At 40.2% G+C, this 12,189-nt stretch carries 12 protein-coding genes; 3 read left to right on the top strand and 9 right to left on the bottom strand.

From position 1 onward, the window contains the following. Positions 1-16 precede the first annotated feature (16 nt). The gene (gene typA, locus AC1DSL_RS13325; RefSeq protein WP_016427819.1) at positions 17-1,864 is read right to left on the bottom strand and encodes a translational GTPase TypA; all 1,848 of its coding nucleotides are present in this window, start codon (positions 1,862-1,864) and stop codon (positions 17-19) included. 115 nt (positions 1,865-1,979) lie between these two features. On the opposite strand from typA, the gene AC1DSL_RS13320 reads away from it, so the two are divergent. Beyond that, positions 1,980-2,165, top strand: coding sequence for a YlaF family protein (locus AC1DSL_RS13320; protein ID WP_016427820.1), 186 nt, complete (start codon positions 1,980-1,982; stop codon positions 2,163-2,165). A 115-nt stretch (positions 2,166-2,280) separates the two neighbouring features. Here AC1DSL_RS13320 and AC1DSL_RS13315 read toward each other — a convergent pair whose 3' ends face one another. Both AC1DSL_RS13315 and AC1DSL_RS13310 read right to left on the bottom strand, forming a co-directional pair. Beyond that, the gene (locus AC1DSL_RS13315) at positions 2,281-3,072 is read right to left on the bottom strand and encodes an inositol monophosphatase family protein (protein ID WP_477532533.1); all 792 of its coding nucleotides are present in this window, start codon (positions 3,070-3,072) and stop codon (positions 2,281-2,283) included. Between the two features lie 108 nt (positions 3,073-3,180). After that, on the bottom strand, positions 3,181-3,378 hold the full coding sequence (locus tag AC1DSL_RS13310) for a hypothetical protein (RefSeq protein ID WP_477532532.1): 198 nt from the start codon (positions 3,376-3,378) through the stop codon (positions 3,181-3,183). A gap of 156 nt (positions 3,379-3,534) precedes the next feature. Between AC1DSL_RS13310 and AC1DSL_RS13305 the strand changes: the two genes are divergently transcribed. Further along, positions 3,535-4,158 carry a YktB family protein gene (locus tag AC1DSL_RS13305; protein ID WP_477532531.1) on the top strand — a complete coding sequence of 208 codons (624 nt, stop codon included), beginning with the start codon at positions 3,535-3,537 and terminating at the stop codon, positions 4,156-4,158. Between the two features lie 210 nt (positions 4,159-4,368). On the opposite strand, the gene AC1DSL_RS13300 is transcribed toward AC1DSL_RS13305, so the two are convergent. Continuing rightward, positions 4,369-4,647 carry a UPF0223 family protein gene (locus tag AC1DSL_RS13300; protein WP_016427824.1) on the bottom strand — a complete coding sequence of 93 codons (279 nt, stop codon included), beginning with the start codon at positions 4,645-4,647 and terminating at the stop codon, positions 4,369-4,371. 18 nt (positions 4,648-4,665) lie between these two features. Then, positions 4,666-5,622: an NAD(P)H-dependent flavin oxidoreductase gene (locus tag AC1DSL_RS13295; RefSeq protein WP_477532530.1), complete on the bottom strand. Its 957-nt coding sequence runs from the start codon at positions 5,620-5,622 to the stop codon at positions 4,666-4,668. 175 nt (positions 5,623-5,797) lie between these two features. Here AC1DSL_RS13295 and AC1DSL_RS13290 point away from each other — a divergent pair, with 175 nt between their 5' ends. Then, positions 5,798-7,267, top strand: coding sequence for an aminotransferase class I/II-fold pyridoxal phosphate-dependent enzyme (locus AC1DSL_RS13290; protein WP_477532529.1), 1,470 nt, complete (start codon positions 5,798-5,800; stop codon positions 7,265-7,267). A 59-nt stretch (positions 7,268-7,326) separates the two neighbouring features. Here the strand turns inward: AC1DSL_RS13290 and AC1DSL_RS13285 are convergent, their stop codons facing one another. The 4 genes from AC1DSL_RS13285 to AC1DSL_RS13270 all read right to left on the bottom strand — a co-directional run bounded on the left by AC1DSL_RS13285 (position 7,327) and on the right by AC1DSL_RS13270 (position 12,139). Next, entirely contained in the window at positions 7,327-8,163 is an 837-nt protein-coding gene (locus AC1DSL_RS13285) for a polysaccharide deacetylase family protein (protein ID WP_477532528.1), read from the bottom strand. A 110-nt stretch (positions 8,164-8,273) separates the two neighbouring features. Continuing rightward, positions 8,274-9,686, bottom strand: a complete 1,413-nt coding sequence (gene lpdA / locus AC1DSL_RS13280; protein WP_477532527.1) for a dihydrolipoyl dehydrogenase — start codon at positions 9,684-9,686, stop codon at positions 8,274-8,276. A gap of 4 nt (positions 9,687-9,690) precedes the next feature. Beyond that, positions 9,691-11,061 (bottom strand): dihydrolipoamide acetyltransferase family protein, encoded by a 1,371-nt coding sequence (locus tag AC1DSL_RS13275; protein WP_477532526.1) that lies wholly within the window; start codon positions 11,059-11,061, stop codon positions 9,691-9,693. 100 nt (positions 11,062-11,161) lie between these two features. After that, positions 11,162-12,139: an alpha-ketoacid dehydrogenase subunit beta gene (locus tag AC1DSL_RS13270; RefSeq protein WP_016427830.1), complete on the bottom strand. Its 978-nt coding sequence runs from the start codon at positions 12,137-12,139 to the stop codon at positions 11,162-11,164. Between the last annotated feature and the right edge of the window lie 50 nt (positions 12,140-12,189).

Raw genomic sequence — 12,189 nt, 5'->3', positions numbered from 1 at the left:
ACCTCTTTCCATACGATTAATTATTTTCTGCCGTTTTAGCTTTTTTCGTTACACGTTCACGTTCGTTTTTATCAAGAACTTTTTTACGTAAACGAATTGATTGAGGTGTGATTTCACAGTACTCATCATCGTTTAGGTATTCAAGTGATTCTTCCAACGTCATGATACGTGGTTTTTTACGTGTAGTTGTCGCTTCTTTGTTTGCAGAACGGATGTTATTGGCAGCTTTCATTTTCGTAATATTAACAGTTAAGTCGTTATCACGAGTATGTTCTCCAACGATCATACCTTCATAAATATCAGTACCTGGTTCAACGAAAATTGTACCGCGGTCTTCAATTCCTAGAATTCCGTACTCAGATGCTTGTCCTGTAGCCATTGCAACAAGAACACCTTTACTACGTCCACCTACGCGACCTTTTTGCATTGGTTGGTAGCTATCGAATGTGTGGTTGATGATTCCGTATCCACGAGTTAACGTCATGAATTCAGTTGTGTAACCAATTAATCCACGAGCAGGAACCATAAAGATCAAGCGTACTTGACCAGAACCATTGTTGACCATATCAAGCATTTCGCCTTTACGTTCACCCATTGATTCAATAATTGAACCAACATGCTCTTCTGGGACATCAATTTGTACGCGTTCAACCGGCTCACAACGAACACCATCGATAACACGAACGATAACTTCTGGTTTAGAAACTTGTAATTCGAAACCTTCACGACGCATGTTTTCAATCAGGATTGATAAATGTAATTCCCCACGACCAGATACAACCCATGCATCAGGAGAGTCAGTTGGATCTACGCGAAGAGATACGTCTGTTTCAAGTTGAGATTGAAGACGCTCATCAATTTTACGAGATGTTACCCATTTACCTTCACGTCCAGCAAATGGACTGTTGTTCACTAGGAACGTCATTTGAAGAGTTGGCTCATCAATACGTAAAATTGGTAATGCTTCAGGATGCTCAGTAGGACAAACCGTCTCACCAACGTTAATGTCTTCCATACCAGAAACGGCAATCAGATCACCAGCAGAAGCCTTTTGGATTTCCACACGTTTCAGACCCATGAAACCAAACATTTTAGTAACACGGAAGTTTTTCATTTTGCCGTCAAGCTTCATTAGTGAAACTTGTTGTCCAACTTCCATCGTTCCACGGAATACACGACCGATACCGATACGGCCAACATAATCGTTGTAGTCAAGAAGAGATACTTGGAATTGAAGAGGCTCTTCTTTGTTATCTACTGGAGATGGGATGTGTTCGATGATTGCATCATAAAGTACTTGCATGTTTTCATCTTGCTCTGCAGCAACTGAAGAAAGACTTGCAGTACCGTTCATACCTGATGCGAAAATAACAGGGAATTCCAATTGATCGTCGTTTGCTTCCAATTCAATGAAAAGTTCAAGAACTTCGTCCACTACTTCTTCAGGACGAGCAAAGTCACGGTCAATTTTGTTTACAACTACGATTGGTTGCAAGTTTTGTTCCAAAGCTTTTTTCAATACGAAACGAGTTTGTGGCATACAACCTTCATAAGCATCCACAACAAGTAGAACACCGTCTACCATTTTCATGATACGTTCAACTTCTCCACCAAAGTCAGCGTGTCCAGGTGTATCAAGAATGTTGATTTTCACATCTTTATATTGAATCGCTGTGTTTTTAGCAAGAATCGTAATACCGCGTTCGCGCTCGATATCACCTGAATCCATTGCACGCTCGTCCACATGTTCATTTGAACGGAAAGTACCGGATTGTTTTAATAATTGGTCAACTAAAGTTGTTTTACCATGGTCAACGTGGGCAATAATTGCAATGTTTCTTAAGTCTTGACGTAAATTAGTCATTGTTTCACTCCATATTCTTTTTTCGAGTCCTTAACTGTGTTATTATAGCACATGTTGTAACTATTTGTCTGATTTAGAATTGTAAGAATATTATCGCTTTTGTGGAGGGTACTTTGTGAAAAATATTAAATGGGTATTTGTACTATATTCCCTATTAGCTTTATTATCGATGTTTGCAATTGGAATATCTGTTGGTTTACGCAGTGTAATCGGTATATTCGCCAGTATTGCAATATTGATCTTTGTTATGGGATTCGGTTTTAAAACCAAAAAGAAAATGCGTGACGAAGGAACATTATAAAAACACTACGTTGCAAATAATATTTAAAGGAAGGAAGGAATGGTTTTACACCGTTCCTTCCTTTTTATTTGGCTATTTTAAGCAATGCTCCTAAATGCATTTTATTAAATAACCTTTATATAAGCGTAATATAATTCTCAATTAATGAATCGTGCAAACTTTGTCGTGCAACAATAAATGTATCTTGTCCTAAAAACTTTAACGGTTGTCCTTTTAAATTAGTGGCAATCGCGCCAACTTCTTCAGCAATGACAACTCCTCCCGCAACATCCCACGGTGAAAGTCTCATGGACATGTAAGCATCAATACGTCCCGTGGAAACATACGCAAGTTCCAGCGCTGCAGACCCATATGAACGGATTCCGCGTACATCTTTGACCAATCGTATAAGACCTTCATTGTCAACATGACGATTCGGTACTACCCAACTCGCATTCATTCCAATAATTGCTTTGGAAATCGTAGTGGCTTCCAACATTGGAATTGGTTCATCATTTAAATAAGCTCCATGCCCTTTTTGTGCACTGTATAATTCGTCATGCATGACATCATAAATGTAACCGAAAAGTCCGATGCCATCTTTATAAATCCCTAATGATATGGCAAAATTCCGTTGTTGATGAATAAAATTCATCGTTCCGTCTATAGGATCCAACATCCATACGTAGCCTTCCAATGATTGAAGGGCATCACCGAAACCTTCTTCCCCTAAAATAGAGTGGCCTTCGTAATCTTTACGGATATGCTGAATGAAAAATTGTTCGATTTCTTTATCAATATTGGTTACCAAATCATTGGCATCCACTTTAGATTCTATAACCAATTCATGGGTCAATGAGTGGCGAATCTTTCTGCCTGCTTCTTTTATTAATGCTTTTGCATAGCGATCGAGTTGTTGAAGTTCCAATGGATTAGCCGCCTTTCCAAATCATTCTCTTTCAATTATAAACAAAAAAAGACCTGATGTCAGAAATAGACGATCAGGTCTGCTTACGTATAAGGACTGGTTATTTCACTAATGTAAAGCATGAAGAGCCTTCAGTTGCTTATGAATATCGCCAAGCCTTACTTTGCTCTTGTCTATTTCCGCTTGATTTTTTTCTTGCATCGCATCGTACAAAGAGGCAAGTTCATAGTCAAGCTCTAATTTTAATCCCAAAATCATTTTTTTCTCAACATCCTCTTTACGAATGATGTGGACAACTTGTTTCATGTCTTACACCCCTTTTCTTTTGTCTAAATATTCAGAATGTTTTTTATACAATATGGCACAATGTTGGTTTTGTCAACTTCATAAAGCTTACTTACAAGATTTTTTCCCATTTTTTGATTAAACTAAACATACGAAGTACGAAAGGTGGAAAAAAAGATGAAATATAAGTGGGAAAGTGAAGATTTTGAGGTTTTTCAGATAGAAGGATTAGAACATCGTATGCAATCTTTGATTGAAAAAGTCCGACCAAAGTTCGAAGCATTCGGTCATACATATGCATCATACTTTTCAAGTAAAACGGGCGATGAATTCTATCCACATGTCGCTAAGCACGCCAGACGCTCCGTTAATCCGCCCAAGGATTCATGGGTGGCATTCGCACCATATAAACGCGGTTATAAAGCTCTTCCCCATTTTCAAATCGGTTTATGGGGGACGCATGTATTCATTATCTTGGCTGTCATTTATGAAGCACCCGATAAAGTACAAATAGCAGAGAGATTATTGAAAAAGAAAAGTTTATTTAAAAAACTACCTCAGGACTTTATCATTTCCGGAGACCACATGTCGCCAGAAGCAATTCAACTCAAAGGTGCTCATAAAGAACAATTGCCCGCACTGTTGACGAGGTTACATGATGTCAAAAAAGCTGAGTTTTTAGTCGGCCGCCATCTGCCTAGCGAAATGGCAATTGAAATGTCAGCAGAAGAATTTGCATCATTTGCTGAAGAAACGTTCGAAGCATTACTACCAATTTATCATGTGATGGTGAAAAAATAACTTAACATATTTACAAGTGTCCTTATGCGGCTAGCTCGTATAGATAATAATCAATAGGATAGTTTAACAGAGCCTATAATAAAAGAGGTAATCGGCTCCCTTTCCGCGGACGATCAGGCAAGCCTACTCGGGCCAGCAGGATGTTGGTCACGAAGGCGTTGCGTACGATAAAAAAGAAAATACTACAGAAGTAAATAAAGGAACAGGGGATTATTTCCCTGTTCCTTTTATAATGGCGCCTTTAGTTGTCTCTTTCATTTTTTTGATGATTGGATAACAAATATATCCGCTTTCTTTTTCGAATTCTCTGAAGTAGGTTTTCTCTTCTGCCATTGATGGAACCACATCTTTGAATCGTCTATATTTTTCCATTAATACTTCTCGGTTTACGCCTTGTTCATATGCGTATTCTATGACTTCAAAAAATTGAACAACGGCAATAATTTCTTCCGTCGACCAATCTTTTGAAAATGGATATGAAAAACTCATGTTTTTTTCACCCTTTCCTTAATTCCATTTTACTCGGAAGTCTTCCGCTTGTGAAATCATTCTAGAAATTAGTTGTTCCACAGATGGGACATCATCAATCAATCCGGCTACTTGTCCAGCCCAACCAAACCCATGTGAAGTATCACCTTTATAAATATATTGTTTGTTTGCTTCGCCACTAATATACTCTCTTAAAGCCTCGTAAGTAGGTGTCGCAGCTTCAATGTCACGAATTTTTTCCGTCCACGGATTGATCAATGCGCGTGCAGGAGCGCCAATCGAGCGTTTGATAACAGTCGTGCCAGTTTCAGAACTATCTACTAACGCTTGCTTATAAACTTCTGAGGCATGTACGCATTCTTTGGTCACAATGAACCGAGTACCCATTTCGATTCCTTCAGCTCCTAGTGCAAGTGCAGCCATTAAACCTCTGCCATCCCCTATTCCACCTGAGGCGATGACAGGAATGGACACAGCATCCACAACACGCGGTACAAGCACCATGGTTCCAACGTCATCGCGGCCCAAATGCCCTCCACCTTCCTGGCCCACAACCATTACAGCATCAGCACCGAGTTCTTCTGCTTTTTGTGCTTGTCTTGTAGCAGCAACTAGCACGAGTTTTTTTATATCGGTTCCTTTTAGTTGATCAAAAATCGGTGTCGGATTCCCTCCAGTCATTGACACGACAGATACTTTCTCCTCTATGGCAACTTCAAGCATATGCGAAAACGGCCGTCCCTGATCACCAATTGCAAAGTTTACACCGAATGGCTGATCGGTCATTGTTCGTACTTTATGTATTTCTTTTCTAAGTGCCTCTGGTGATTCCAGGCTCATTGCCGTTATCTGACCAAGGCCGCCAGCATTCGAAACAGCTGCTGCCAAATCTGCATAGGCAAGGTAGGCAAGTCCACCTTGAATGATTGGATATTTAATATGTAATAAGTCCGTAATCCGTGTTTGCCAGTTCATTTTTCAATTCCCCCTAAATAATTAATTGTATTATATTCGATTTTATTGTCGAAATTCCTCTAATATTTATGGTCATCTGCAGTTCTAAATGCTATAATTCACTTGTTTTTCATTTTCAATCGGTGTTCAGGACTTCTTGGATGCTGTCATTAAGAAAGTTGAGGTGGTACGACCATTGTCTCAGTTAGAAACCCCTTTATTTGATGCCTTGCTGAAGCATCGCAACCGACATCCTATTCAATTTCACATTCCCGGTCATAAAAAAGGAAATGGTGTTGATCCTGCTTTTCGTGAATTCGTAGGCGATAATATTCTTTCCATAGACTTAATTAATATTGCTCCACTTGATGATTTGCATTCACCAAAAGGTGCGATTAAAAAAGCTCAGGAATTAGCTTCCGAAGCTTTTGGTGCCGACTTTACATTTTTCTCTGTGCAAGGAACCAGTGGTGCTATCATGACGATGATTTTAAGTGTTGTCGGTCCTGGCGATAAAATTCTGGTACCACGCAATGTTCACAAATCCATCATGTCTGCAATTGTCTTTGCAGGTGCAATTCCAGTATTCATCCACCCAGAAGTGGATCCAGAACTTGGCATTTCACACGGAATATCTGCTGAATCGGTTGAAAAAGCTTTGGGTGCTCATCCAGATGCAAAAGCTGTACTTGTGATCAACCCAACTTATTTCGGCATTGCTGCTGATTTGGCACGCATTGTAGAAATATCCCACAGTCGTAATATTCCGGTATTGGTGGATGAAGCACATGGTGTCCACATCCACTTCCATGAATCTTTGCCTGTCTCAGCGATGGCTGCCGGTGCGGATATGGCTGCTACTTCCGTTCACAAACTGGGCGGTTCGATGACACAAAGCTCAGTCTTGAATGTTCGGGAAGGTTTAGTTTCGCCTAAGCGTGTTCAATCCATTTTGTCCATGCTAACTACAACTTCTACATCGTATCCGATTCTGGCTTCTCTCGATACTGCGAGACGCCAATTAGCTATTCATGGTCATGACTTATTAACAACGACTATTCGATTGGCAAAAGATACACGAAAGCGAATCAATCAAATTCCAAACCTACGATGTGTGGGCGAAGAAATTTTGCGCACTTCTGCAACATACGATATGGATCCTACTAAATTATTAATAAGTGTCAAAAATTTAGGGATTACAGGTCATCAAGCCGAAGAATGGTTGCGAGAGAAAGCAAACATTGAAGTTGAATTATCCGATTTATATAATATACTCTGCATCGTGACGATTGCAGATTCCAAAAAAGAAGTGAACTTGCTTGTCAATGCTCTTCAGCGCATGTCCCAATCACTCGAAGATGAAGCTGAAATCGTGGAAGCTTTTGTAACCATGCCAGATATTCCACGTTTAGCCATGACGCCTCGAGATGCCTTTTATGCAACAACTGAAGTTGTACCGTTTGCAGAATCTGTAGGACGTATTTCCGCTGAATTTATTATGGTATATCCACCTGGTATCCCTATTTTCATTCCAGGGGAAATTATTACGGAAGATAATATCGCCTATATTCATATGAATATCGAAGCGGGCTTACCAGTTCAAGGTCCTGAAGACGACGAATTGAAGTTGATTCGTGTCATTAAAGAACATAAGGCTTTCTATTAATGCAACAAGGCTGAGACTCCTCTAATAGGAACGCTCAGCCTTTTCTTAATTGTAGGTCATTATTGACCTGTTACACCTTGAATTGTCGCAGGATCAATCATGCCGTATCCTTTTGCACGTAAACCTTCCACAATCCCACCAAGGGCTTCTGCGGTCCATACTCGATCGTGCATTAATAAGTTCGCACCGTTCGTCAAATACTCCGTGTTGACCATTATATCTTTCAAAGCATTGGCATCCTGATATTTTGATTCCCAGTCGTAGCCGTATGTCCAATTCATCAAAAGCATGCCTTGTTCTTTTACCAAAGCTTTACTGAAATCAGTGTTTGATCCGAATGGGGCCCTGAAGAACTTAGGTTTCTCCCCGATAATAGCTTCGATAGTTTCACTTACTTTCATGATTTCTGCACGCTGTTCTTCTTCAGTGAGTTTTTTCAAATCTGCATGCGTTTGCGTATGATTTCCAATAGCAAAGCCCATGTTATGTATTTCTTTTAATACCGCTTTCTTTTCATCACTATCCAAAAAGTGTCCATTCACAAAGAAAATGGCAGGTGCATTCAAAGATTTCAATGTTTTTGCCATTTCAAGTGAACGCTTGTCTGGTGCGTCATCAATGGTCAAAAGTACAACTTTGGAAGGCGCATTAGCAATTGGTTTGAACGACCAATTGGCTTCATTCAATGTATAGAGCGGTTTTGCTGGTGCAGTTTCTTCCTCAGAAACTTCTGCTTCATTTGCTTCATTAACTTCTTCAGTACCTTTATCATCATCAACTTCTTCATCGACTTCCTGTTGTGTCGGCGCTGAGGTAGGTGTCTTCGTTTCTACGTCACCACATGCTGCCAACATTAATACTAATAAACTCATACTCATTAATTTTGTGTATTTCATGATGTATCACCGTGACCCTTTCAATTGTAATTTTAGCATGTTTTCCCACTATCTTTCCATAAACGACAAAAAAAGCCGTACAGGTTGCCCTGTACGACTCTAGTATTACCTTATTTCGTAATGATATGAATTGGGTGACCCATTACTACTTCAGCAGCTTCCATTGAGATTTCGCCCAATGTTGGATGTGCATGAATAGTCATAGCAATGTCTTCTACCGTCATACCGGCTTCAATTGCCAAACCAAGTTCAGCAATCATATCAGAAGCGCCCTGTCCGACAATTTGAGCACCTAACAACAAGCCATCAGATTTACGTGAAACAAGCTTCACGAAACCGTCTGTTGCGTTCAATGCCAAAGCACGACCGTTAGCACCGAATGGGAATTTCCCAGCCGTTACTTCAAAGCCTTCTTTTTTAGCTTGTTCTTCATTTAAACCAACTGTTGCAAGTTCAGGATCTGTGAAACATACAGCAGGGATTGCTAAATAATCCACTACAGAAGTTTGCCCAGCGATAACTTCAGCTGCCACTTTACCTTCATAAGAAGCTTTGTGTGCAAGTTGAGGTCCTGAAACTACGTCTCCAATTGCAAAAATGTTTTCGATGTTTGTACGAACTTGCTTGTCAACTTCGATCAAGCCGCGTTCGCCCATTTTAAGGCCGATTTCTTCAAGACCCATTTCATCCGTGTTTGGACGACGGCCAACTGTTACCAATACATAATCAGCTTCGACTTTTTTCTCTTCTCCGCCCGCTTCGTACGTAACTGTTACGCCTGAATCTGATTCTTCAACGCCTTTTGCTGATGCTTTTACAACAACATTGACACCTTTTTTCTTCAAGCCTTTTTTAACGATTTGAGTCATTTGTTTTTCGAAACCAGCTAAAATATCGCCGCCACCTTCAATGATTGTTACTTCAGAACCTAGGTTTGCAAAAGCAGTTCCTAATTCAGTTCCGATATAACCGCCACCGATAACGACTAATTTACCAGGAATCTCTCCAAGAGCTAAAGCGCTTGTTGAACTTAATACACGTTTAGAGAACTTGAATGATGGAATCTCAACTGGACGTGAGCCAGTTGCAATAATTGCATGTTTGAATTTATAAGTTTGTGCTGAGTTTTCGTCCATTACACGAACTGTGTTTGTATCAACAAAGTAAGCTTCGCCGCGAACGATTTCAACTTTATTACCTTTTAATAAACCTTCAACGCCACCAGTTAATTTCTTAACGACACTGTCTTTGAAAGCTTGCGCTTTAGAGAAGTCTATTGTTACTTCAGAAGCCGTAATACCCATGTCATCTGAATGTTTTGCTTGTTCAAAACGGTGACCRACTGAAATTAACGCCTTAGATGGGATACAACCAACGTTTAAACAAACGCCGCCTAAGTGTTCTTTTTCAACGATCGTTACTTTTTGACCAGTTTGTGCAGCACGGATAGCTGCAACATATCCGCCAGGGCCTGAGCCGATGACGAGCGTATCTGTTTCGATTGGGAAATCTCCTACTACCATGTTTTTACGCCTCCATTAATAAAAGTTCTGGATTGCTAAGCAAACGCTTAATGTTATTTAATGCGTGCTGAGCAGTCGCACCGTCGATCATGCGATGATCAAAGCTCAATGATAATGCTAACACAGGAGCGGCTACAATTTCACCATTTTTTATGACAGGTTTCTCTGCAATACGACCAATTCCTAGAATTGCAACTTCAGGATGATTGATAACTGGCGTAAACCATTGTCCACCAGCAGAGCCAATATTCGTGATTGAACAAGAAGCACCTTTCATTTCAGAAGGTAATAATTTTCCATCGCGAGCTTTACCTGCAAGTGTGTTGATTTCATCTGAAATCGCAAATACTGATTTACGGTCTGCATGTTTGATGACTGGTACTAACAAGCCTTTTTCAGTATCCGCTGCAATTCCGATATTGAAGTAATGTTTTTGAATGATTTCGCCAGCTTCGTCATCAAGTGAACGATTGAAGTCTGGGAATTCACGCAATGTGCTTACCAACGCTTTAACTACGTATGGTAAATACGTTAATTTCACATTCTTCTCAGCCGCTAAATCTTTGAATTTCTTACGATGTGCAACAAGTTCAGTTACATCTACTTCATCCATTAATGTAACGTGTGGAGCAGTATGTTTCGAGTGAACCATTGCTTTAGCAATTGCTTTACGGATTCCTGACATCTTCTCACGAGTTTCAGGGAATTCGCCTTCTAAAGCTGGAGCTGCAGGTTTCGCTACTTTTTCAGTGCTTGTTGTTTCTTCATTTGCAACAACTTCATCTTGTGGAGTTGCTTCAGAAGTTTGCCCACCGTTCATATATGCTTCAATATCTTCTTTCATCACACGGCCGTTTTTACCTGAACCGTTGACTTGAGAAATTTCAACATCGTTATCTCGTGCAAATTTACGTACTGATGGCATCGCAATTACACGACCATTTGGATCTTTTTCAGCCTTAGGAGCTGCTTCTGTTTTAGGTGCAGCTTTCGTTGGTTCTGCAGATGCTTTTTCAGAAGCTTGACCTTTCGCTACAGCTTGTCCAGCTTCAGCAGTTGCTTGAACCTGAGATTCTGTTTTCTCTTCTGCTTTCGATTCGTCTTCGTGATCACCTTTAAACTGAAGATCTTCATAGCCAGGTGCGTCGATGCGAATCAAGACTTGGCCTACAGTCGCTACTGTACTCTCTTCAATCAGCACTTCCTCCACTTTTCCTGCTACAGGAGAAGGGATTTCAACGACTGCTTTATCGTTTTGAACTTCACATAAAATATCATCTTCGCCAATGGTGTCGCCTGCTTTGACAAACCATTTCACTATTTCGCCTTCGTGTATACCTTCACCGATATCCGGTAATCGAAATTCAAATGCCACAAAATTCACCCTTTCAGTTGTGAGTGTCTATCATCTTCAATTCCAAAAGACGGTCAAGAAATTCTATGTGCTAACTTATACCGACTTTTTGAACTTCTTATTAGAATGTAAGTACTTTTTTTGCTGTTAGTACAATATCCTTCGAGTTTGGTAACCAAACTGATTCCGCTTGAGCGAATGGGAAGATTGTATCAGGTGCAAATACTCGTAATACTGGCGCTTCTAGACTTAAGATTGCACGTTCGTTAATTTCAGCTACAACGTTAGCAGCAATACCTGCTTGTTTTTGTGCTTCTTGAACGACAACCGCTCGACCTGTTTTTTCAACAGATGCAATGATCGTTTCAATATCCAAAGGTTGCACAGTACGTAAATCGATGACTTCTACTGAGTAGTTTTCTTTTTCAAGTTCTTCTGCAGCTTTCAAGCTATCGTGTACCATTGCACCATAAGCAATAATTGTTAAGTCTGTACCTTCACGTTTTACTTCCGCTTTACCCAAAGGAATTGTGTATTCTTCTTCAGGTACTTCTTCACGGAATGAACGGTATAATTTCATGTGCTCCAAGAAAATAACTGGGTCATTATCACGGATTGCAGAAATTAATAATCCTTTTGCATCGTAAGGAGAAGATGGAATAACTACTTTCAAACCAGGTTGAGAAGCAACTAGACCCTCTAAGCTGTCAGCATGCATTTCAGGAGTATGAACGCCTCCACCAAATGGAGAACGGATTGTTACCGGCGCATTGTATTTGCCTCCACTGCGGAAACGCATACGAGCCAATTGACCACTGATTGAATCCATTACTTCATAAACGAAACCGAAGAATTGGATTTCCGGTACTGGACGGAAGCCTTCAAGAGAAAGACCAACCGCTAAGCCACCGATTCCTGATTCAGCAAGAGGTGTATCAAATACACGGTCTTCACCGAATTCTTTTTGTAAACCTTCAGTTGCACGGAATACACCGCCGTTATTTCCAACGTCTTCACCGAAGACGAGGACGTTTTCATCATTCTTTAGCTCTGTACGGAGTGCATCCGTAATTGCTTGAATCATCGTCATTTGTGCCATCGGTTACTTCGACTCCTTCTCTTTGTAAAGTTCATATTGTTCTTTTAAGT

It is taken from the genome of Paenisporosarcina sp. P4_D4, assembly GCF_056401835.1.
This window is presented reverse-complemented; position numbering and strand designations above follow the sequence as displayed.

Excerpts from the sequence above, each read along its gene's own strand:
- typA (WP_016427819.1), bottom strand. The coding sequence starts at position 1,864 with ATGACTAATTTACGTCAAGACTTAAGAAACATTGCAATTATTGCCCAC.
- AC1DSL_RS13295 (WP_477532530.1), bottom strand. The coding sequence starts at position 5,622 with ATGAACTGGCAAACACGGATTACGGACTTATTACATATTAAATATCCA.
- AC1DSL_RS13305 (WP_477532531.1), top strand. The coding sequence starts at position 3,535 with ATGAAATATAAGTGGGAAAGTGAAGATTTTGAGGTTTTTCAGATAGAA.
- AC1DSL_RS13300 (WP_016427824.1), bottom strand. The coding sequence starts at position 4,647 with ATGAGTTTTTCATATCCATTTTCAAAAGATTGGTCGACGGAAGAAATT.
- AC1DSL_RS13310 (WP_477532532.1), bottom strand. The coding sequence starts at position 3,378 with ATGAAACAAGTTGTCCACATCATTCGTAAAGAGGATGTTGAGAAAAAA.
- AC1DSL_RS13285 (WP_477532528.1), bottom strand. The coding sequence starts at position 8,163 with ATGAAATACACAAAATTAATGAGTATGAGTTTATTAGTATTAATGTTG.
- AC1DSL_RS13270 (WP_016427830.1), bottom strand. The coding sequence starts at position 12,139 with ATGGCACAAATGACGATGATTCAAGCAATTACGGATGCACTCCGTACA.